Source organism: Bifidobacterium biavatii DSM 23969, from assembly GCF_000741165.1.
Classification (GTDB): Bacteria; Actinomycetota; Actinomycetes; order Actinomycetales; family Bifidobacteriaceae; genus Bifidobacterium; species Bifidobacterium biavatii.
Genome location: NZ_JGYN01000020.1, coordinates 73,739 through 95,985, shown reverse-complemented (window position 1 = coordinate 95,985; position 22,247 = coordinate 73,739). Strand labels below are relative to the sequence as shown.

19 protein-coding genes and 2 tRNA genes are annotated in these 22,247 nt (G+C 65.2%); 13 read left to right on the top strand and 8 right to left on the bottom strand.

Features of this window, described 5'->3' with window-relative positions; translation table 11 throughout:
* The 6 genes from BBIA_RS07785 to BBIA_RS07760 all read left to right on the top strand — a co-directional run.
* Positions 1-623: ATP-dependent Clp protease proteolytic subunit (locus tag BBIA_RS07785; RefSeq protein WP_035138232.1), on the top strand; the 623-nt coding region annotated here is incomplete at its 5' end.
* A gap of 105 nt (positions 624-728) precedes the next feature.
* Complete coding sequence (gene clpX / locus BBIA_RS07780; RefSeq protein ID WP_033492107.1) at positions 729-2,057, top strand: ATP-dependent Clp protease ATP-binding subunit ClpX; 1,329 nt, start codon at positions 729-731, stop codon at positions 2,055-2,057.
* Between the two features lie 148 nt (positions 2,058-2,205).
* Positions 2,206-2,279, top strand: a tRNA-Arg gene (locus tag BBIA_RS07775).
* A 34-nt stretch (positions 2,280-2,313) separates the two neighbouring features.
* Positions 2,314-2,387 (top strand) — tRNA-Arg (locus BBIA_RS07770).
* 170 nt (positions 2,388-2,557) lie between these two features.
* Entirely contained in the window at positions 2,558-3,823 is a 1,266-nt protein-coding gene (locus BBIA_RS07765; RefSeq protein WP_033492108.1) for a Na+/H+ antiporter NhaA, read from the top strand.
* 88 nt (positions 3,824-3,911) lie between these two features.
* Positions 3,912-4,625, top strand: a complete 714-nt coding sequence (locus BBIA_RS07760) for an LOG family protein (RefSeq protein WP_033492161.1) — start codon at positions 3,912-3,914, stop codon at positions 4,623-4,625.
* Positions 4,626-4,744: 119 nt separating this feature from the next.
* Here the strand turns inward: BBIA_RS07760 and BBIA_RS07755 are convergent, their stop codons facing one another.
* The 3 genes from BBIA_RS07755 to BBIA_RS07745 form a co-directional block, all read right to left on the bottom strand.
* Positions 4,745-5,416 (bottom strand): O-methyltransferase, encoded by a 672-nt coding sequence (locus BBIA_RS07755; RefSeq protein ID WP_033492110.1) that lies wholly within the window; start codon positions 5,414-5,416, stop codon positions 4,745-4,747.
* Positions 5,417-5,461: 45 nt separating this feature from the next.
* Complete coding sequence (locus BBIA_RS07750; RefSeq protein WP_033492112.1) at positions 5,462-6,394, bottom strand: succinate dehydrogenase/fumarate reductase iron-sulfur subunit; 933 nt, start codon at positions 6,392-6,394, stop codon at positions 5,462-5,464.
* A 162-nt stretch (positions 6,395-6,556) separates the two neighbouring features.
* Positions 6,557-8,458, bottom strand: coding sequence for an FAD-binding protein (locus BBIA_RS07745; protein WP_033492114.1), 1,902 nt, complete (start codon positions 8,456-8,458; stop codon positions 6,557-6,559).
* 75 nt (positions 8,459-8,533) lie between these two features.
* Here BBIA_RS07745 and BBIA_RS07740 point away from each other — a divergent pair, with 75 nt between their 5' ends.
* Complete coding sequence (locus tag BBIA_RS07740) at positions 8,534-8,878, top strand: MGMT family protein (protein WP_193786498.1); 345 nt, start codon at positions 8,534-8,536, stop codon at positions 8,876-8,878.
* Positions 8,879-8,920: 42 nt separating this feature from the next.
* Here the strand turns inward: BBIA_RS07740 and BBIA_RS07735 are convergent, their stop codons facing one another.
* From BBIA_RS07735 to BBIA_RS07715, 5 genes are all read right to left on the bottom strand, one after another.
* Positions 8,921-10,399 carry a DNA-processing protein DprA gene (locus BBIA_RS07735; protein WP_033492116.1) on the bottom strand — a complete coding sequence of 493 codons (1,479 nt, stop codon included), beginning with the start codon at positions 10,397-10,399 and terminating at the stop codon, positions 8,921-8,923.
* A complete protein-coding gene (locus BBIA_RS07730) occupies positions 10,396-11,931 on the bottom strand; it encodes a YifB family Mg chelatase-like AAA ATPase (protein WP_035138225.1) in 1,536 nt (511 codons plus the stop codon). The genes BBIA_RS07735 and BBIA_RS07730 overlap by 4 nt, the downstream gene beginning before the upstream one ends.
* Positions 11,931-12,446 (bottom strand): YraN family protein, encoded by a 516-nt coding sequence (locus BBIA_RS07725; protein WP_081892155.1) that lies wholly within the window; start codon positions 12,444-12,446, stop codon positions 11,931-11,933. The genes BBIA_RS07730 and BBIA_RS07725 overlap by 1 nt, the downstream gene beginning before the upstream one ends.
* A 177-nt stretch (positions 12,447-12,623) precedes the next feature.
* On the bottom strand, positions 12,624-14,189 hold the full coding sequence (locus tag BBIA_RS07720) for a substrate-binding domain-containing protein (protein ID WP_033492165.1): 1,566 nt from the start codon (positions 14,187-14,189) through the stop codon (positions 12,624-12,626).
* Positions 14,190-14,393: 204 nt separating this feature from the next.
* Positions 14,394-15,611: an NADP-dependent isocitrate dehydrogenase gene (locus BBIA_RS07715; protein ID WP_033492167.1), complete on the bottom strand. Its 1,218-nt coding sequence runs from the start codon at positions 15,609-15,611 to the stop codon at positions 14,394-14,396.
* Positions 15,612-15,724: 113 nt separating this feature from the next.
* Here BBIA_RS07715 and BBIA_RS07710 point away from each other — a divergent pair, with 113 nt between their 5' ends.
* The 6 genes from BBIA_RS07710 to tsf all read left to right on the top strand — a co-directional run bounded on the left by BBIA_RS07710 (position 15,725) and on the right by tsf (position 22,209).
* Entirely contained in the window at positions 15,725-16,846 is a 1,122-nt protein-coding gene (locus tag BBIA_RS07710; protein WP_033492169.1) for a GuaB3 family IMP dehydrogenase-related protein, read from the top strand.
* A 200-nt stretch (positions 16,847-17,046) separates the two neighbouring features.
* Entirely contained in the window at positions 17,047-17,532 is a 486-nt protein-coding gene (locus tag BBIA_RS07705) for a hypothetical protein (protein WP_033492171.1), read from the top strand.
* Between the two features lie 45 nt (positions 17,533-17,577).
* On the top strand, positions 17,578-19,665 hold the full coding sequence (locus BBIA_RS07700; RefSeq protein WP_033492172.1) for an AMP-dependent synthetase/ligase: 2,088 nt from the start codon (positions 17,578-17,580) through the stop codon (positions 19,663-19,665).
* Positions 19,666-19,667: 2 nt separating this feature from the next.
* Positions 19,668-20,156, top strand: coding sequence for a peptide deformylase (gene def / locus BBIA_RS07695; protein ID WP_033492174.1), 489 nt, complete (start codon positions 19,668-19,670; stop codon positions 20,154-20,156).
* A 284-nt stretch (positions 20,157-20,440) separates the two neighbouring features.
* Positions 20,441-21,277 (top strand): 30S ribosomal protein S2, encoded by an 837-nt coding sequence (gene rpsB / locus BBIA_RS07690; protein WP_033492176.1) that lies wholly within the window; start codon positions 20,441-20,443, stop codon positions 21,275-21,277.
* Between the two features lie 74 nt (positions 21,278-21,351).
* Positions 21,352-22,209, top strand: coding sequence for a translation elongation factor Ts (gene tsf, locus BBIA_RS07685; protein WP_033492178.1), 858 nt, complete (start codon positions 21,352-21,354; stop codon positions 22,207-22,209).
* The last annotated feature ends 38 nt before the right edge of the window (positions 22,210-22,247 follow it).

Here is a 22,247-nt window from a genome sequence, read left to right as displayed (position 1 = left end):
TCGCAGGTCGCGTGGCCGCCGCCGTGCCGCAGGACCGCTACATCCTGCCGCAGTTCAGCGAGAAGACGCCGTACGGCATGAAGACGCAGGATCCGTACACCAAGCTGTTCGAGGACCGCATCATTTTCATGGGCGTGCAGGTGGATGACACGTCGGCCGACGACATCATGGCCCAGCTGCTCGTGCTCGAAAGCATGGACCCGAACCGCGACGTGATGATGTACATCAATTCGCCCGGCGGTTCCATGACCGCGATGACCGCGATCTACGACACCATGCAGTACATCAAGCCCGACGTGCAGACCGTGTGCCTCGGCCAGGCCGCGTCCGCCGCTGCGATCCTGCTTGCCGCCGGTGCCAAAGGCAAGCGCCTGATCCTGCCGAACGCGCGAGTGCTCATCCACCAGCCAGCCATTGACCAGGGCTTCGGCAAGGCCACCGAAATCGAAATCCAGGCCAAGGAGATGCTGCGCATGCGCGCATGGCTGGAGGACACGCTTGCCAAGCACACCGGACAGGACATCGAGAAGATCCGCAAGGACATCGAGGTCGACACGTTCTTGACCGCTCAGGAGGCCAAGGCGTACGGCATCGTCGATGAGGTGCTCGAGCACCGTTCGTGAGTTCCGTCATGAGATACCCTCAGCCGGGTTCCGGCCGAGGGTATCTTCGTATGCGACGCGGTATGCGGCGCAACCGAAAAGATCAGAGCGCGACAGGAGAGCGACATGGGACGTGTGGTGAGCTACAACGAGGACGTGCCGCGCTGCGCGTTCTGCGGCAAAACCGAGCATCAGGTGCACAAGCTGGTGGCCGGGCCGACCGCCGCGATATGCGACGAGTGCATCGAACTGTGCGTCGAGATCATCTCCGAGGAGCGGCGGCGCGGTGCTGACGTGAACGCGCTGTCCCTGCCCAAGCCGGCCGAGATCAGCGCCTATCTCGACCGGTACGTCGTCGGCCAGCAGGCGGCCAAGCGCACGCTGTCGGTGGCAGTCTACAACCATTACAAGCGCGTCAATCTGGAACTGCGCGAATCGGCGTCGCAGCTGGGCGACGGGGACATCCGTTCCTCGCGCCACGGTCGCAGCACCGACCCGCTCGACGACGTCGAGGTCGCCAAGTCGAACATCCTGCTGCTCGGTCCCACGGGCGTGGGCAAAACGTATCTTGCACAGACGCTCGCGCGCGTCATGAACGTGCCGTTCGTCATCACCGATGCCACCACGCTTACCGAGGCCGGCTACGTGGGCGACGACGTGGAAACCGTGCTCCAGCGGCTCATCGAGGCCGCCGACGGCGACGTCGAGCGCGCGCAGCACGGCATCGTGTACATCGACGAAATCGACAAGATCGCGCGCAAGTCGGGCGAGAACACGTCCATCACGCGCGACGTGTCCGGCGAGGGAGTGCAGCAGGCGCTGCTCAAGATCCTCGAGGGCACTCTCGCCTCCGTGCCGATCGAGGGCACGCGCAAGCACCGGGACCAGGAGACCGTGCAGATCGACACGCGTGGCATTCTGTTCATCTGCGGCGGCGCGTTCGTCGGCCTTACGGACATCATCGGCCGTCGTCTCGGCACGCGATCCAGTGGTTTCGGCACGGCGTGGCACGACCGCGAGGTCAGACCGGAGGAGCTGCTCGCGCAGGTCAATGCCGACGATCTGGCCGATTTCGGCCTGCTGCCCGAATTCATCGGCCGACTGCCGGTCTTGAGCGTGCTGGACGAGCTGACCGAGGACGATCTGGCGCGCATTCTCGTCGAGCCGCGCAATGCGCTGGTCAAACAGTACCGCAAGATGTTCGCGGCGGACGGCGTGGATCTCGCGTTCACCGAAGAGGCCGTGCGCGCGGTCGCCGCGACTGCGATACGGCAGGGCACCGGTGCGCGTGGCTTGCGTTCGATCATCGAACGGACGTTGGAGGAGACGATGTTCGAGCTGCCGAGCCTCGACGACGTCGATCAGGTGATTGTCGACGCCGCCGCGGTGAGCGGGGAGGGTCGGCCGAAGTACGTGCGGGCCGACACGGCCCAGCTGCGCAGGATTGCTGGGTGATGGATGCGTCGTGGACGTTCTGTTCCGTTTCCGCGGAATTCTGCCGGTTGCGTACAATCGTCGGATTGCGCGACCGGCGCGACACGCCCATTTGCGTCATGCCTGATGCTGTTGTATCCTCTTCGAGTTGCCAAAAACAAGACAACATGCGCCAGTAGCCCAGCGGATTAGAGCAGCTGACTACGGATCAGCAGGTCGCAGGTTCGAATCCTGTCTGGCGCACGCCTCTGGCCACAAGAGGTAAAAGAGTGGTGTTGCGCCAGTAGCCCAGCGGATTAGAGCAGCTGACTACGGATCAGCAGGTCGCAGGTTCGAATCCTGTCTGGCGCACATGAGCCCTTGCGAGCGAATGCTCCCAAGGGCTTTTCCAATATCCGGGCATGCTGGTGAGACGCTTGCGCCTCCGGCTGAACATGCGAACATATGTTCGGTATGATGGATGGCAGATATACCGCACACCCCGCGACGATCCGTTACGCGGCGCAGACCACGGAGGCAACATGGCCAGCAATCATGGAGTATGGGCGACGATGCGCCGCATCGCAGCCTCTGACCGGCTGTCCGGTCTCATCATGCTTGGATTCGCGCTGCTCGGACTTGTGCTCGCGAACCTGCCGGCCACAGCGCACCTGTTCGAAACGGTCGCGGAAACACACGTCGCGGTGCCGCACACCAATATCGACCTGCCCATCGGCCACTGGGCGCAGGATGGCCTGCTCACCATTTTCTTCCTGACTGTCGGCCTTGATCTCAAGCAGGAGCTCACCACCGGCTCGCTTGCCAATCCCAAGGCGGCCGCCGTGCCCATGCTGTGCGCGGTCGGCGGCATGATCATGCCGCCGGTGCTGTTCACCGCCGTCATCGCGCTGTTCTCCCGGTTCGGCCCGGGGGAGATGGGCAGCCTCGTGCTCACCACTACGGGCAGCTCCATCCCGTTCGGCGAAATGGCACACGGCTGGGCCGTGCCCACCGCCACGGACATCGCGTTCTCGCTCGCCGTGCTGGCCTTGTTCGCCAAAGGATTACCTGGTTCCATCCGCGCGTTCCTGATGACGCTCGCCACCGTTGACGACCTGCTGGCGATCATCCTCATCGCCGTGTTCTTCACATCGCTCAACGCGTGGTACTGGTTCATTGGCATCGCCGCCTGCGCTGCCGTCTGGTACCTGCTGGTGCGGCTGAAACGCGTGCCGTGGATCGCGGTCGGCATCGTTGGCGTCCTCGCATGGGTGATGATGTTCGAGGCTGGCGTGCACCCGACGCTCGCCGGCGTGCTGGTCGGCCTGCTCACCCCGTCCCGTGAGATGTTCGGGGAGGACACTCCCCGTGCCGAGCGTTACGCCGGCAAACTGCAGCCGTTTTCCGCTCTGCTGGCGCTGCCGGTATTCGCCCTGTTCGCCACGGGCGTGCATTTCGAATCGCTTAGCCCCATGCTGCTGCTCTCGCCGCTGGTCATCGCGCTGATCGTCGCGCTGGTCGTGGGCAAGCCGCTCGGCATTCTCGCCACGGCATGGATTTCCACCCATGTGGCCGGGCTGAACATGGCGAGGGGATTGCGCGTGCGCGACATGATTCCCGCCGCCTGCGCCTGCGGCATCGGATTCACCGTATCGTTCCTCATCGCGTCCCTCGCCTATGCGAACGCGGAGCTCTCCGCGGAAGCGCGCTTCGGCGTGCTCGTTGGGTCGTTGGTGGCGGCGACGCTGTCGGGTATTCTGCTCAGTCATCAATCACGGCATTGGAAGGAGCATCATGGCCAGCACTGAACACGATCACGTGGACGATAGCGAAACCCTCAACTGGGCGAGTACCGCCGCCGCGCCGAGCGGGCATCACGGGGCGTCTCCGCTCGGCATGACCTATCAGAGCGGCCCGGCCATCATGCGCGGCAACATGATCCCCTCTGACAGCAGCGCCGCACGACTGCTCAGCGACGACCACGACCACGATTGGCTCGACATGGACCCGTGGCGCGTGCTGCGCATCCAATCCGAATTCGTCGAAGGCTTCGACACGCTCGCCGATCTGGGCCCGGCAGTCGGCGTGTTCGGCTCGGCCCGCACCAAGCCGGACGAACCTGCATATCAGGCGGCGCGGCGCATGGGCCGGCTCATCGCCGAACGGGGCATCGCCGTCATTACCGGAGGCGGTCCCGGCATCATGGAGGCGGCCAACAGAGGAGCGGCCGAAGCGGGCGGCAAATCGGTTGGCCTCGGCATCGAACTGCCTCGCGAACAGGGACTCAACGGCTACGTGAATCTTGGCTTGAGCTTCCGCTACTTCTTTGTGCGCAAAACCATGTTTTGCAAGTATTCGTCCGGCGTGATCGTCTGCCCGGGCGGTTTCGGCACGCTCGACGAAATGTTCGAGCTGCTCACCCTCGTGCAAACCCACAAGGCCACGAAAATGCCGGTGGTGCTCTACGGTTCCGCCTATTGGCAGGGCCTGTTCGACTGGCTGAACGGTCCAGTGATGGATCATGGCATGATCTCGCCGCTCGACCCTGATCTCGTGCGCGTCACCGACGACGCGGACGAAGCCGCCCTCATCGCCACCAGCGGCGTGTGACGGTAATTACGCAGCGATTACGCAGAGTGTGTGCTGATAATGCGACGAGGCGGTCTCATCGTGTGGAAAACCGATGAGACCGCCTCGGACAGCAAAGTACTTTGAAGACGTGGAAACCGTCAGCGCTTGACCGCGACGAGCAGTCCAGTGCCGGTCGGAGTCAGCGACGAGTCGAACTGTTCGTCCGATTCAACCAGCGAAATGAATTCGCGCATGGCAACGGCCTTGGGCCCACGATCTGCCGGATTGAGCAGGCCGCCGTTCGCGTTCGGCGTCTCCAGCGCGAACACGTCGGTGAACGCGACCACGCCATGACCGCGCAGCAGTCGCGGCGCCTGCTCGAACGTGGACGCGTAGTTCTCCACGTCTCCGGAGACAACGATCAGATCATAATCGGCGCCGTTCAACCGCGGCAAAAACACGCCGGCAGGCGCATTGACCGCGCGCAGACGGGTCGCGGTCCGATCGGACAGTTTGCCGAACAGCGAGCGCAGCAGCGCAATGCCCTGCGCGGACGAGTCGACGGCGGTCAACTGGCCGGCATTGCCGAGTCCGTTGACCAGCTGCAGGGTTTCCACCACGGAACCGGTGCCCACCGAAATCACTGACGTGGCGCCGGTGAGCTTCACCAGCATCGCCAGCCATGCGGCCTGAGCCGCCGAACTCTGCGGGAACCCCGCCTCCTCGGCCTGTACGCGGGCCGAAGCCAGCGCCTCCGGCTGCAGGGTGAACGCATGATCCTCCGCGAACTCCCAAGCCTTGGCGAGATTCGTATACGATGTCCTGTCCATAACCACCTACTGTAACGAGCAACGAATCACGTCGAACGGGCGTGATCAGCGTTCCTTCACCCGAGCGACGATCTGCCACATCTCCTCGCCGACGTCAATGCCGCGCGGGCACTGCCGCGAGCATGCGCGCACCGACTGACAGGCGGCCACGCCATCCGCCGTGTCGATTGCGTCGAGACGTGATGCGGTCGCCGTATCCCGCGAATCATTGACGAACCGGGACGCCGCGATCAGCGCGGCCGGGCCGATGAACGCATCGCCGCCGGCGAACACAGGGCAGCTGCCTTCGCACACGCCGCAGGCGATGCAGTTCGTGAGCATTTCGTATTTGGCAAGCTGCTGCGGATTCTGCAGGTATTCGAACACGTCCACCTTGCCTTCGCTGGTGGTGGCGAGCACGCCGTCGGCCTGCAGATACGGCTTGAGCTTGCGAATCTGGTCGAGCATCGGGTCGATGTCGGCGATCAGATCACGCTGCACAGGGAATCCGGGCAGGGGAGCGAGCTCGATCACGCCGAGCCCGGAATCGTCCTCGTGAGCATTCGCCGCAGCGTCATCCGCATCGCCGGTATGGCGGAATCCCTCGTCGTCGGCTTGGGCGAGCGGATTCGGTCGTACGGCCCAATCGGCGACGGTGGCTGTGCACAGCAGCGTCGGCGTGCCGTTGATCGACACCGCGTCCGAACCGCACATGCCATGACCGCACGAATAGCGGAACGCCAGCGTCGGATCCACCGTGCGCTTGACCGTCAGCAGGCAGTCGAGCACCGTGTCCTCGGGACGGACCCGCAGCGTGTACTCCTGCACCCACTGCTTGCCGTGGGGGCGACGGTTGCGCGACGAACTGCCGCCGAACGGGGAGCCGCTTTTCTTTGCGAACGGGGAGCCTCCGCGCGCTCCGCGGTCGCGTTCCGGACGCGGCGTGAACCTGTTCACCTTCAGCGTCACCGTGGTCAACGCATCGTCCATGCCGCTCATACTGCCTCCCTCAACACAAGAATCGACATCATATTGTGCCATAAGCCGTGGCCGGACACGGACCACTGCTTGGCTGAAACCCGAACCCGACCGCGAGCGCCGCCTATGCTTGGCAAACCGCACGCGGGCGACGCTCACGGCCAGACGTAACGGGCGTGCGGATCAGTACGCCCGCGCCTGCGGCGGATAATCGGCGATATGCACCGGCTGCCAGCGAACGCCGTCGGATGACGCGTCGATCATCGAATGGGCGAGGAACCGTTCATCGTCGCGCTCGGGGAAATCGAGCCGTTTGAGCGAGCCGCGTGACTCGTGGCGCGCGTCGGACGCGCGGAGCACGGCGTTGGCAAGCGTCACAAGATGCTGTGCTTCCCAGATCGCGGTGACTTCCTGATTGAATGCCGCAGTGTCGCTGTGCGCGTGCAATGCGGCCGCACGCGGCTCGAATTCGTGGCGCAGCGTGCAGAGCGCGTCGGCGATGGTCTGCGCGCTGCAACGGACTGCCACGGCCCGTTCCATGACGCGGCCGAGATCGGCGAGCAGACGATACGGATTGTCGTCGGCGGCACCGGTCTCGTCATCATCGGCGGGAACGGGGGAGAGCAGCGCGGCGAGCGCGTCACCTCGGGCAACCGCTGCGGCATCAACCGCCTCCACGGCGGATTCGTCCGCATCGGCGGCACCGTCGTCCATCGGATCGTCCACGGGATGTTCCGCGATGCGCGCGGCCAGCGTCTGACCGGCCCGCGTGCCGAACAGGCATGCGTCAAGCAGCGAATTGCCGCCGAGACGGTTCGCGCCATGCACGGACACGCACGAGCATTCGCCCGCCGCGAACAGACCGGCGACGATCGAACGATGGCTGTCGGCCGCGTCGGCGTCGCCGCCGTCAATCCAACGGTAGACTTCGCCGTCCGTGGTGATCGGAATACCTCCCATCGTGTAGTGCGCGGTCGGCTTGACCGGTACCCAATCCACGGCCGGATCGATGTTCGCGTATTTGCGCACCGTTTCGACGACCTGCGGCAGCACGGCTTCCATATGATCCTTGTCAATACCGGTCATGTCCAGCCACACGCAGTCCCTCGGGCCGTCCGGATCCTTCGGATCGGCCACGCCTCGTCCCGCGTCGATTTCAGCCATGATCGAACGGCTCACCACGTCGCGAGCGGCAAGATCACGGTGTTCCGGCGCATAGTCCGCCATGAACGCCCTGCCGTCCGCGTTGCGCAGCACGCCACCTTCGGCGCGCGCCGCCTCGGACAGCAGAATGCCCGTGTGAGCGAGCCCGGTCGGATGAAACTGCACGAACTCGGCGTCCTCCAACTGCAATCCCGCGGCCAATGCGAGCGCCATGCCGTCGCCGGTCAGATCCCACGAGTTCGACGTGGTATGGAATAAGCGGCCGGCGCCTCCAGTGGCGAGCAGCACGTTGCGCGCATGAATCGCATGCGTCGCGCCCGCATGCGTGTCGTAGGCGACCACACCGGCGACACGATCGCCCTGCTCATCCAGCACAAGGTCGGTCACATACCATTCCTCAGCGAATTCGACGCCCGCGCCCACGCATTCCTGCCACAGCGTGTGCAGGATCTGATGGCCCACACGATCGGCCGCATAGGCCGCGCGACGCACCGGTTCGCCGCCGAAGTCCCGCGTATGGCCGCCGAAGCGCCGCTGCGCGATATGGCCGTCGTCGGTGCGCGAAAACGCGACGCCGCCGCGCTCCAGATTGATCACCGTCTGCGGCGCGTACTCGGCCAGCAGCTTCGCCGCATCCTGGTCAACCAGCCAGTCACCGCCCTTGACCGTGTCATAGTAATGCCAATGCCAGTCGTCGGCCTCCACGTTGCCAAGGCTCGCGGCGATACCGCCCTCGGCCGAACCGGTGTGCGAGCGCAACGGCTGCAGCTTCGAAATCACTAGGATCTTCGGTTCGATACCCGCCTCGCGCAGGCCCTTCACAGCGTCGGATCGCAGCGCTCCCAGCGCGGCGGACAGGCCGGCCGCTCCCGCGCCGACGATCACCGCATCGTACATGTCTTCGATATGCTTCGGACTCATACCCCTGATTGTCGGGACACGTCGGGACGAACGCCCTCGTATGCGCGGCACGGCGAATCGGCGATAATGGGACGCATGACCGGAACGTTCAACAGGCAGGTGTACGACGTGGTGCGGCGGATTCCGCGCGGCACGGTGGCTACATACGGGCAGGTGGCGGCGCTCGCCGGCCGTCCGCGCGCCGCCCGGTTCGTGGGGTTCGCATTGCACGCCAATCCCGAGCCGGGCGTGATCCCGTGCCATCGCGTCGTGTTTCGCGACGGTTCGCTCGCGCCCGGCTTCGCGTTCGGCGGACCGGACGAGCAGCGGCGTCTGCTCGAAGCCGAAGGAGTCGCGTTCGTGCCTCCGGACGACGGTTCCGAGAATGCCGGCGCAGGCGGTTGGCGTGTCGATCTGGATCGATGCCAGTGGCGGGCGTGACGTTCCGGCGGATCAGCTCGCGGCACGACCATCCCGCCCGGCTTATCGTGAAGCGACGGATACCAGGCCGTTCCGCATGTCGATCGCGCCGTTGAGTTCCAGATCGCCGAGCAGCGCCAGAACTTCGGCGAGCTCCGGGCCACCGTCCATATGTGCGGCGACCGCTTCGACAGTAGGTGGGATGCGCGCCCGCCGGCAGCGGAGCACGGCCCTGCGCACCGCAGCGTAGCCGGACGGTTCGGAATCGGCCGTTGCCGCGGTCTCGCTTCCGTTCACCGCAGTGTCCGTATCCGGCGCTGACTGCTGCCGCGATGATGGCGACGGCGGCGGTTGCGACGGCGGCGCATCGGCCGGAGCGGTGGCGTTCTCCGTGCCGGTTCCGATCGCGGGAGGAACCTGTACGATCGGCATGTCCGTCATGTCCGGCATGTGCGGAGGATGACAGTATTCGCCGATGTTGCGGGCCGACGGGAACAGAATCGCCTGATTGTCGTGGATGATCCGGTTGCATCCCGCATTGTGCGGTGCGTCGATGTCGCCGGGAACCGCATACACTTCGCGCCCGAGTTCGGCCGCCCAATTCGCCGTGTTGAGCGCGCCCGATCGAAGACGAGCCTGTACAACGACCACCGTGGACGCTAACGCGGCGATGATCCGGTTGCGCAGCAGAAAACGGCGGGCTTCGGGAACCGTGTCCGGGCTGAGCTCGCTCACCAAGGCGCCGCCGCACGCGACGATCCGTTCGAACAACGGCCGGTTGCAGTGCGGTCCCACATGGTTGAGGCCACCGGCGAACACGGCGACGGTTCGCCCCGTGGCCGCCGGCTCGTACCCCTCGTCCAATGGGGCGAGCGCACCCCAATGCGCGGCCGCATCCGCACCCATCGCCCCGCCAGAAACCACCAAATGACCATCCGCCGCAGCCCGGCGGCCGATCTCGCGCGCGACGGAACGCCCATACTCGTTCGCCCCGCGCGATCCCACCACGGCGACCGGCCTGGCGCAACTGGCCAGCGCACGCGGGTCGCCCAACCCCCACAGGCATAGGGGTGCCGCCCAATCCTTGCGGATTGACAGGTCGGCAAGCCTCTCCGGCCAACAGGGATGCCCCGGCCCAATGATCCACCGTTCGCCATTGCCGGTGAGCATTTCGGCAAGATTCGCGGCGTCCAACGTGGGAAGCCGGTTCAAGCGTCGCCGCCACCCATCCGCGGCGACGCGAAACGCGGCCAGCGTCGACTGCGTCGGCTTGCGTCCCCAACGGATCAGACCGCGGGCGAACCACTCCTCCAACGCCGATCGGGCTGCGTCGGAGGACACCGTCGACGCAAACCCATCCGTTGTACCGTGTGCGTCCGGCAACGATCCGATCAGCACCGACAGCACCTCGCGCGCGCCGCTCTCGGCGCCCTTGATCGTCGCGAACATGATCGCATCCGCGCCATCCACGCAACACGTGAGCACGGCACGCGCCAGCGTATCGTCATCAAGCGCCAAGCCAGCGCCAGCCCGGCCGTTCATGACACCCTCGTGCGCAGCATGATGCCCTGGTTCATCTCCTCGTATCCCGGAGACGTGCGCCCCGCCAGATCGGACAGCGTCCACGCCAAACGCATCGCCCGATCCGCACCGCGCAAACTCAGCCGCTGCGATTCCAACGCCCGATTCACCAACGCCAACGCCTTCGCCGACGTGTGCGCATGCAACCACTCGCCCGACGCCTGCGCATTGCACGACCAGCCCTGCCGCGCAAACCGCTCCCGCGCCGTCAGCCGGGCGAGCACCACCGACCGCCGCATGTCACGGCTCGTCTCGCCCGCCTCTCCGTCACCGCCGCGCCCAACGATGCGCTCTACCGGCGGCACCTCCACCTGAATGTCGATGCGGTCGAGAATCGGCCCCGACAAACGGGAAAAATACCGTACGCGATCCCGCTCCCGGCACGTGCAGCGCTCGCCGTTACCGTACGCGAACCCGCACGGGCACGGATTCGCCGCCATCACCAACTGGAACCGCGCCGGATAATACGTCGACCCCTTCGAACGGGACAACGCGACGTACCCCGATTCCAACGGCTCGCGCAGCGTCTGCAACGTGCGCGACGCGAACTCCGGTGCCTCGTCCATGAACAGCACGCCGCGATGCGCCCGCGTGATCGCGCCCGGCGTCGCGATCCCGCTGCCGCCGCCCACCAGAGCGGCCGTTGACGACGTATGATGCGGCGCCTCGAACGGCGGCACGTCGGAAATACCGTATCCGGGCAATACCCCGCACAACGAGCGAATGGACGCGACCTCCAGCTGTTCCGTCGCGTTCAACGGGCACATGATTCCGGGCATGCGCGAGGCCAGCATCGTCTTGCCTGAGCCCGGAGGACCGGTCATCAGCAGATGATGACCACCGGCCGCTGCGACCTTCAACGCCCACTTCGTCATGCGCTGGCCCACCACCTCGCTCATGTCGCCCGCCGGCGGCGGCGTGAACGGCTCCGCCCGCGCCGTCTCGGCCGCCGCAGCGCCGTCCGGCAGCTCATAGCGCGCCCGCCCACCCATCAGCTCGATCAGTTCGCCGACATGCCGTACGCACGTCACCTCCAGCCCGTCGATCAGTGCCACCTCGTCCTCATTGGCTTTCGGCACGACCAGCCGCCGCACGCCGCGCTCGCGGGCATGGAGCAGAATCGGCAGCAGACCGTGGATGGGCAGCACTGTGCCGTCGAGATTCACTTCGCCCAGCACGATCGTCTCCGCCAGACAGTCGTGCGGTATCGCCCCGGACGCGCTCAGCACGCTCGCCGCGATCGCCAGATCGTGCGAGGAGCCGTGTTTGGGCATGGACGCGGGGGACAGGTTCACGGTGACGCGTGTTTCTGGCCAATGAAAACCGCTCGCCTGACAGGCGGACTTGACTCGCTCGCGCGATTCGCTCAACGACGTGTCCGGCAGTCCGATCACGCTGAAATACGGCAATCCGGGGGAGATGAACGCCTGAATCTGGACGATGAATGCCTTGAGGCCGAGCAGGCCGACCGATAATGCGCTGCCGATAGCCATCAGAACGCCTCCCGGATGTGGTTGACGGATGGCAGGCCGTCAGGTGGCGCGGTAATCGCGATCACGTCGAACCGGACACCCCGATGCGCGACGCGCCGTTCCGGTTGCAACAGCCATTGCACGCCGGCTCGGCGCAGGGCAAGCCGCTTGCGTGCGGTCACGGCTTCCTGCGGTGTGCCGTAGCGTGCGGTGCGTCGCGTTTTGACCTCGACGAACAGGATGACGCGCTCCGGCGTCATGGCGATCACGTCGAGTTCGCCGTATCGCGATCGCCAGTTGCGGTCGAGAATCGTGCAGCCGCGCCGCTCCAGCCAAGCGGCGGCGTAGCGTTCGCCCAGTGCGCCGAGCTGTTTGGGAGACAATCCGATGTCGGAGAACCGGAGAGCCAGATCGTCGAACGCCGAGCCGACTGCGTCGCCCGGGGACCCCGGCGTCGCGGCGTTGGCGATGACGGATGCGCAGGTTGCGCACTCCTCCGGAGCGCCGGCCGCGTACCGGAGATCCGTCGATGACATGTTGCGTGTGGTATCCATGCGTCCAGTGCAACAGAACCGGACGCGGTCCACAAGCGCATCCGGGCATTGTGGGCGCAGACTCGATCTCTCGGCGTGTTGTGGATAACTCCATGTGGAAAAACCGTCGTGTTATCCACAATCGGCGGAATCGGGGCGAAAAAAGGTCGAACAGCCGCCTTACAGCCCGGCCTCCGCCAGCGTGATGTATCCGGGATCGATGAGCGCGGCCTTGAGATTGGACGCGCTTACGGCAAGCAGCTCCGCGCTGACCGTGGGCACGTTGACGCCATTGACCTTGCCCGGGGAGACGAACGACAGCGTGTTCCGGTTCACCGCTTTGCCGGCGTTGAGCCGGACGCAGACCGTGGCGGTGTTTTGCGCGAGCGTCGCACGATCCTCAAGCGCGGTCATCCACTGCTGTCCGGAGACGATCAGCGGCATGGAGTCCACGTAGGCGCCGTATCCGGTGATGATCGGCCAACGCGAGTTGACCTCGTCGGCGGCCTTCTGTTCGTCCGCGTCCGATTCACCGTCCTGGTCCTCGGGCGCCTTGATCGGATCAGGCACCTTGTCGCGCTGCAGGTCCTTCTTGCCGGTGATGTTTTCCACGATGCCGGAAATGGTGATCGACGGGTTAATGTCGGCTGCGGATCCCGTATACCCCAGTTCGTCGAGCTCCTTGGCCGCGAGCGCGGCCGTGTGGTCGTTCATGGCGAGAATGCCGTCGATGCGCGTATGAGTGGAGGGCTTGCCCTTGCCGTTCGCGCCGAGCCGTTCGCGTAGTTCCCCAGCCACCGCGTCGTCCTTGCCGGACGCGAACGCGACTGTCTGCCAGTCGTCCGCCGTGGTGGCCGCGTCGAGCGTGCCGGACGGGCTGACTGCCTGTCCGGACTTGAAGTATGGCTGCAGGACGGACCATGCCCCGCGGAACGCCTCGGACGCGAATTCCGCTCTGTTTCCGTCGTCTGCGCAGGTGTCGTCGCCGTCGCCAGTGTCGCCGTCAGCGGGAGTGCAGGGCAGCAGTATTTCGATGTTCTTCGGATTGTCGGTGCTGGCCTTCGCCAGTTCGAGCTTGTCGACCATCTTGCTGGCCTGGATGCGGCCGATCTCCTCCGCGGTGGACATGCGCACGTATACGTCCGGTCGGAAGCCATCCAGCGTGCCGGACAGCATGACCACGTGCATGCCGTTTTCGCGGGCGAGCGTCAGCGCGGACTTGAGCCGAGCCGCGGCGTCCTGCACTGTCTGGTCGTCGTCTGCGTCCGACGTGCTGGATGATGTTCCGCTGTTCGACGCACCGGCCGGCTGGTCGACGTAGTCGCCGTACTGCCGCACCGTGTCGTCGGGGGAGGTCACGGGCGCGATGACGATGGTCGTTGCCGCGTTATTGTCGGATGACGCGGTCGCCGACACGTGGTCGACGACGTAGTCCTGCACGTCGCGGCTCTGCTTGTCGAGGCTGTCCGACGCGGTCGCCGAAATGCGTTTTTTGGCGACGCCAGCCTGTTTGAGCGCGCCGGTCAGCGCCGGAACGAATTTCGTCCACTTGTTGATCGGTGTGTCGCCGGACAGCGTGATGCCGTCGGATGGAGTGAAGATGGCGACGCTGCCGGTATCGTGCGTCTCGGTGGCATCACTGTCCGATGATGGCTGCGCGGTGCAGGCGGCGAGGGACAGCGTCATGCCGACCGTGACCAGCAGCGCGGTCAGGCGGCGCGCGATGAGTGTGTCCCGAAAAGCCATGGTCAGATCCTCCGTCGATTGGATGGTTCGCGCAGGTGCGTATTCGCCGATGATTCTAGTCGATGGACTGTCTGCCGTCGAACTTCGGGCGGCTCACGGCGAACCATGGACGGCGGATACGATGATGGCCCGCCCATGTCCGTCGGATCGAGGACACGGGCGGGCCATCATCATCAGCTCGCGGGGGATGGGCGAGGAGAGTCGTCAGGCGAGGGCCTTGGCGAGATTCTCGTCGAGCGCGTTCATGAAACCGTCCGTGTCGAGCCACGGCTGGTCGGGGCCGATGAGCATGGCGAGATCCTTGGTCATCTGGCCTCCCTCGACCGTGTCCACGATCACCTTTTCGAGTGTTTCGGCGAAGTGGCGCACCTCGGGCGTGCCGTCAAGGTCGGCGCGGTGCTTGAGCCCGCCCGTCCACGCGAAGATCGAGGCGATCGGATTCGTCGACGTCTTCTCGCCCTTCTGCCAACGGCGATAGTGGCGCGTCACCGTGCCGTGCGCGGCCTCGGCCTCGACGGTCTGCCCGTCCGGGGTCATAAGCACCGAGGTCATCAGGCCCAGCGAGCCGAAGCCCTGCGCCACCGAATCGGACTGCACATCGCCGTCATAGTTCTTGCACGCCCAGATATAGCCGCCGTGCCACTTGAGCGAGCTGGCCACCATGTCGTCGATCAGACGGTGCTCGTACGTAAGGCCTTCGGCCTCGAAACGATCCTTGTACTCCGTCTCGTACACTTCGGCGAAGATGTCCTTGAACTGGCCGTCGTACGCCTTCAAAATCGTGTTCTTCGTGGACAGGTACACGGGGTAGTGGCGCATCAAGCCGTAGTTGAAGCACGCGCGCGCGAAGCCGCGGATCGAATCGTTCACGTTGTACTGCACCTGCGCCACGCCGCCGTCCGGGCCGTAGTCGTAGACGACGTGCTGGATCGGCTCGGAGCCATCCTCCGGCGTGAACGTGACGGTCAGGCGCCCGGCGCCCGGAACCTTGAAGTCAGTCGCCTTGTACTGGTCGCCGAACGCGTGGCGGGCCACGACGATCGGCTTCGTCCAGCCCGGCACCAGACGCGGCACGTTGCTCATGACGATCGGCTCGCGGAAGATCGTGCCGCCCAGGATGTTGCGGATCGTGCCGTTCGGCGACTTCCACATCTTCTTGAGGCCGAACTCCTTGACGCGCGCCTCGTCCGGCGTGATCGTGGCGCACTTGACGCCGACGTGCTCGCGCTGGATCGCATGCGCCGCGTCAACAGTGACCTGGTCGTCGGTCGCATCGCGGTTCTCGATGCCCAGATCGTAATAGTCGAGATCCACGTCCAGATAGGGCAGGATCAGACGATCCTTGATGTCCTTCCAGATGACGCGCGTCATCTCGTCGCCGTCGAGTTCGACGACCTTGCCTTCGACCTTGATTTTGGCCATGCTGTCTCCTTGGGTGATTGGAATATGGGTCAAGTCTTAGCGCATGTTTGTAACGCGGGCGGGCGCCGTATCCGAAACGCGGACTGTCACGAGCCGGCATTAGCCTTACAACCATGTCTCAGGAAATTGAAATCGGTTTGGGCAAGAAGGGCCGTCTGGCCTACTCGCTGGACGACGTCGCCATCGTCCCCTCCCGTCGCACGCGCGACCCCGAGGACGTCTCCACTTCGTGGCAGGTGGACGCCTATGAGTTCGACGTGCCGGTCATCGGCGCGCCGATGGATTCGGTCACCAGTCCCGCCACCGCCATCGCGATGGGCAAGATGGGTGCGCTCGGCGTGCTCGACCTCGAAGGCCTGTGGACCCGCTACGAGAACCCCGAACCCCTGTTCGAGGAGATCGCCGGCCTGCCCGCGGACAAGGCCACGACCCGTATCCAGCAGATCTACGCCGAACCGGTCAAGCCCGAGCTGATCACCGCCCGCCTGCATGAGATCCGCGACGCGGGCGTCACCGTAGCCGGCGCGCTGTCCCCGCAGCGCACCCAGCAGTTCTACTCGACCGTCGTCGACGCGGGCGTCGACCTGTTCGTGATCCGCGGCACCGTCGTGTCCGCCGAGCACGTCAGCCGCGACCATGAGCCGCTGAACCTCAAGAAGTTCATCTACGACCTCGACGTGCCGGTGATCGTCGGCGGTGCGGCCAACTACACGGCGGCCCTGCACCTGATGCGCACCGGCGCGGCCGGCGTGCTCGTTGGCTTCGGCGGCGGAGCTGTGTCCGCGACGCGCAAGACGATCGGCGTGCATGCGCCGATGGCCACCGCCATCGCCGACGTGGCCGAAGCCCGCCGCGACTACATGGACGAATCCGGCGGCCGCTACGTGCAGGTCATCGCCGACGGCGGCATGGGCGACTCTGGCAGCTTCGTCAAGGCGCTCGCCATGGGCGCCGACGCGGTGATGCTCGGCGCGCCGCTCGCCCGTGCCACCGAAGCTCCGGGCCGTGGCATGCACTGGGGGTCCGAGGCCCGTCATCAGACGCTGCCGCGCGGCTTCCGCACGAACGTGGGCACGGTCGGCTCTCTTGAACAGATCCTGTTCGGGCCGAGCCACCAGGCCGACGGCCAGGTGAATTACATCGGCGCACTACGACGCGCCATGGCCTCCACCGGCTATGTGGACGTGAAGAACTTCCAGCGCTGCAACGTGGTCGTCACCCCGTACGGCCGCTGATTGCAACGGTTGAGCGGGTATTTTCGAGTTATCCACATTCATCAACATATCCACATTCGGGCCTTCGTCCATTGACGGGGGCCTGTTTCGTATGTTGGAGTGGTGCAAGGCGCCGAATCAGGCGCCCCGGCTGCGCGTCCACGTCCCGCGAGGCAGCGGGCGGCGCACGCCGGAGGCATCTCACAGAGAGAAGGTGGATCATGGAGGATACGACGTTTCGACCGTGGAGGCGCGATCCCATACCCGCGGAGGAGGGGCTCCTCCGTCTGGAATCGTCGAACCGGCCGGTGCCGTACCGCATCGCGCGGTGCTTCGTCGGAGAGGTGGACTCGGTGCAGTGCCGTGCGCTGGCGATGTCGTCCTGCCGCATTTCCTGCATGGCCACGGACGCGGTGCGTGATCGGCTTCCGCTCGAGCGGTTGCAACGCAGCGTCACCGGACAGGCACTGCGCAAGCTTGACAACATGGCGATTATCCTGCGGCGCGACGCGATGGAGCATCCGCTGCGCGGGCACCGCATGGGCACGCTGCCGGTCGTGCCGCAGTCGCTCAACGGCATGCTGGTCAGGCCGGACAAGCTCGAAATGCACTCGCATCTGACCATCGGCACGGAACATCACTGGGTGAACGTGATCCTGCGGCGAATCGGCAGTCGATGGATGTGCGTGATGGTCGACGTGGGCTAGACGCGGCGCGCGCGATGGCGGCGTGCCGGCGCTATCATAGCTGGTATGTTGCGTGAATACTCCGTGAAAACGATCCGTCCGACGACGGAAGAGGACACCATATATTCGCTGCTGGCGCACCGCGTCGCCCGAGACCCCGACGACCTGATCGCCCAATGGCAGGACGACGGGACGCGCCAATGGCACGACGTGACCGCCGGCCAGATGAACGAGCGTGTCCGTCAGGTCGCCAAGGGCCTGATGGGCCTGGGCGTCAAGCCCGGCAGCATGGTCGTCATCTATTCGGCCACTTGCTACGAGTGGGGCGTCGTCGACTTCGCGTGCGCCGCCATCGGTGCGGTCAGCGTGCCGATCTACGAAACCGACTCGCCCAAGCAGGCGGCGAACATCGTCGCTGACGTGGATCCGATCATCGCGTTCGCCGGCGACTACGACCACGCGCTCACGCTCGACCAGATCCGCGCCGGCCGCGAGAACCTCAAGTACGTGTTCAACTTCAAGGCTGCCGGCCTCGACGCCGTGGCGGACTTTGGTGAAGCTGTCGCGGACGAGGAGCTGGATCGCGCCATCGCACGCGTCAAGGCCGACGACATGGCCACGATCGTGTACACGTCCGGCTCCACTGGCAAGCCGAAGGGCGCGATGCTCTCGCACCGCAACTTCACGCACACCGTGCTCAACGGCTACGAGGTGCTCAACGACATGCTCTACCAGCCGAGCCGCCTGCTGCTGTTCCTGCCGCTGGCGCACTGCTTCGCCCGCTACATCCAGTATGTGGCGGTCGGCTCTCACGGCGTGGTCGGTTACATTCCAGGCGCCAAGCACCTGCTGTCCGACCTGCGCGGCTTCAAGCCCACCTATCTGCTCGGCGTGCCGCGCGTGTTCGAAAAGGTGTACAACGCCGCCTCGCAGAAGGCCGGTAACGGCATCCAGGGCCGCGTGTTCGCGCGGGCCGTGAAGCATTTCGTGCAGTGGTCGAAGGACGAGCAGGATACGGGCCGCCACCCGCTGTCGGCCCGTATCGAACACGCGTTCTTCATGAAGACGGTGGGCGCGTCCATCCGTTCCGCGCTCGGTCCCAACCTCAAGTATCTCGCCTGCGGCGGCGCCCCGCTGAACGTCGACCTCGCGCACTTCTTCAACGGCCTTGACGGCATCACGTTCATCCAGGGCTACGGCATGACCGAAACGGCCGCGCCGTGCATGGTCAACTTCCAGGATTCCAACCGCGTCGGCTCCGTCGGGCACCCTGGTTGCGCCGAGGTGAAGCTCGCGGATGACGACGAGCTGCTCATCCGCGGCGAAAGCGTGTTTCTCGGCTACTACAAGCAGCCCGAGCTCACCAAAGAGGTCCTCGAACCGGACGGCTGGCTGCACACCGGCGATCTCGCGACGATCGACGACGACGGGTTCATCTACATCACCGGTCGCAAGAAGGACATCATCATCACCGCCGGCGGCAAGAACATCAGCCCTGCCCCGATGGAGGACACGATCGGCACCTGCCCGATCGTGTCGCACGCGGTCGTGGTCGGCGACGGCAAGCCGTTTGTCTCCGCGCTCATCGAACTCGACCCGGAGATGACCCGGTCGTGGCTCGCCTCGCAGGGCCTCGACCCGAACATGCCGATGGCCGAAGTCGCTCAGTCCGATGCGGTCCGTGCGTACGTGCAGCAGTACGTCGACCAGGCGAACTCCAACGTGTCCCGCGCCGAGTCCGTCCGCAAGTTCGCCATTCTCGACGAGGAATTCAGCCAGGACAAGGGCACATTGACGGCGAGCCTGAAAGTCGTGCGCCCCAAGGTGCTGCAGCGGTACGCCGACGTGATCGAGAACGTGATCTACACTTCCAAGTCGCCGAACCGTCCGCTGCCGAAGACCGTGCAGCTGCTCGACAGGACCACGGAAACAGTCAAGCAGGCGTCCGAAAGCGTCAAGCAGGCCTCGGAGAACGTCAAGCAGGTGTCCGAAACGGCTCCGAAGAAAGTTCGTGAAGCTCTGGACACCATGCAGGACAGGATCCGCCGGCAATCGGCCGAATCCGCTGGCGACGCGGACGCGGACGAGGCGCCAGCCGACGGCGTGTCGGCTGAAGACAAGACGAACGACAGCAACGACAACGAGGAGAAGTAACGTTGGCAATCCGTGAGATCAGGGTCGTGCCCGACCCCGTGCTGCGCACCCCGTGCGACGAGATCAAGTCCATCACCCCGGCCGTGCGTCGGCTCGTCGAGGACCTGCTCGAAACTGTGGACGACCCGGGGCGCGCCGGCCTGTCGGCCAATCAGATCGGCGTGAGCCTGCGCGCGTTCTCGTACAACATCGAAGGCAAGATCGGCTACATCCTTAACCCCGTGATGGAAGAGAAGAGCGGCGAACAGTACGGCGACGAGGGCTGCCTGTCGGTGCCTGGCCTGTGGTACAAGACGCGTCGCGCCGACTACGCGCGCGTGCGCGGCATCGATCTGGACGGCAACGAGGTGGTGCTCGAGGGCAGCGGCCTGATGGGACGCATGCTGCAGCACGAATGCGACCACCTCGACGGGCATGTGTACCTTGACCGCCTGGAGAAGGAGGAGCGTCGCGAAGCGCTCCGATACATGCGTGCCCACGCGGCCAAGTAGGCCGCAGCCCGGGCTTGCGCCCGCGGAACCGTCCGGCTTTCCCGCCAGGGGGAGTGCCGGGCGTTTTTGTATAGGCCATGCCATATTCTGAAAACTTGTGTGCCACCCCGGCGAAGACCGTAGTCGCAGACGGCCGGAGCCACCAGATATTGTCAACCGGCACACACCACATCGCGCCATGTCCGCGACGGCCCGTGTCGGTCGGCCAACGCCCTGTAACCAGGGCCGGGGCTGCACTCGGGCGCGCATGGCCAGGCAATAACCGACAGAAAGGTAAGTGCATCATGGCACAGATCACGATGAGCGAAATGCTCAAGGCCGGCCTCCACTTCGGTCACCAGACCCGTCGTTGGAACCCGAAGATGAAGCAGTTCATCCTCACCCAGCGCAACGGCATCCATATCATCAACCTGTTCAAGTCGCTCGAAATGATCGACAAGGCCTACGACTTCATCAAGACCACCGTTGCTCACAACGGCACCGTCCTGTTCGTTGGCACCAAGAAGCAGGCCCAGGAAGCCGTGACCGCCCAGGCCACCCGCGTGAACATGCCGTATGTCTCCGAGCGTTGGCTCGGCGGCATGCTGACCAACTTCCAGACCGTGTCCAAGCGCGTCAACCGCCTCAAGGAACTTGAGGAGATGGACTTCTCCGACGTGCACGGCTCCGGCCTGACCAAGAAGGAACTGCTGCTGCTCGAGCGCGAGAAGGACAAGCTCAACAAGCAGCTGGGCGGTATCCGCAACATGAACCGCACCCCGTCCGCGATGTTCGTCGTCGACATCAACAAGGAAGCCCTGGCCGTCGAGGAAGCCCACAAGCTGGGCATCCCGGTCGTGGCCCTCGTCGACACCAACGCGGATCCGGAAGCTGTCGAGTACCCGATCCCGGCCAATGACGACGCCATCCGCGGCATCGAGCTGCTGACCAGCCTCATGGCCGACGCCGTGGCCGAGGGCCTGCTGGAGCGTTCCGGCAAGGCCGCCAAGGCCGAGGGCGAGACTGAGCAGCCGATGGCCGCTTGGGAGAAGGAACTGCTGACCGAGGGCAACGCCGAGCAGGCCGCCCCGGCCGAAGCCGCTCCCGCCGCCGCTGAAGCCGAGGGCGAAGCCCAGGCCTGAGTATCCGTTATGATGGGAGGCGGCATCGCCTCCCATTCATATATGGGAATCATCGATTTAGAGGAGACAAACCAATGGCAGCAATCACTGCAGCTCTGATCAAGCAGGTGCGCGAAGACACCGGCGCCGGCATGATGGACGTCAAGAAGGCCCTGACCGAGGCCGAAGGCGACGTCGCCCGCGCCAAGGAGATCATCCGCGCCAAGGGCATCCAGGCCGCCGGCAAGCGCGAGGGCCGCAAGGCCCAGGAAGGCACCATCGCCTCCAAGGTCGTCGAGACCGCGAACGGTGAGACCGGCTACGCCGTCGAGCTGAACTCCGAAACCGACTTTGTGGCCAAGACCCCGAAGTTCGTCGAGTTCGCCGACACCGTGCTCGGCTACGCCGTGGCCGCCGACGCCAACAGCGCCGCCGAACTGCTCGAGGCCAACGCCGAGGACGGCACCGTCAAGGTCGCCATCGAAGAGGCCGCCGCCCTGTTCGGCGAGCACGTCAAGGTCGGCCAGTTCGCCAAGATCTCCGGCGAGCACGTCGAGATCTACGCGCACAAGAAGTCCGTCGAGATGCCGCCGAGCATCGTCGCCATGATCGCCACCGACAAGGCCGGCGCCGCCGTGGCCCACGAGGCCGCCCTGCAGATCTCCGCCATGGGTGCCAAGTGGCTGACCCGCGAGGACGTCCCGGCCGAGGTCGTCGAGTCCGAGCGCCGCGTGGCCACCGAGAAGTCCCTGGCCGAGGGCAAGCCGGAGAAGATCGTTCCGAAGATCGTCGAGGGCCGTCTGAACGCCTTCTACAAGGAAGTCGTCCTGCTCGAGCAGCCGTTCGTCAAGGACCCGTCCAAGACTGTCGGCAAGCTGTTCGAGGAAGTCGGTGGTAAGGCCACCGCTTTCGCGCGCATTGAGGTCGGCAAGGGCGAAGAAGACGCCGAGTGAGCCATCGGGCGCATCGCCCGTGACGATGGCGTGCCGCC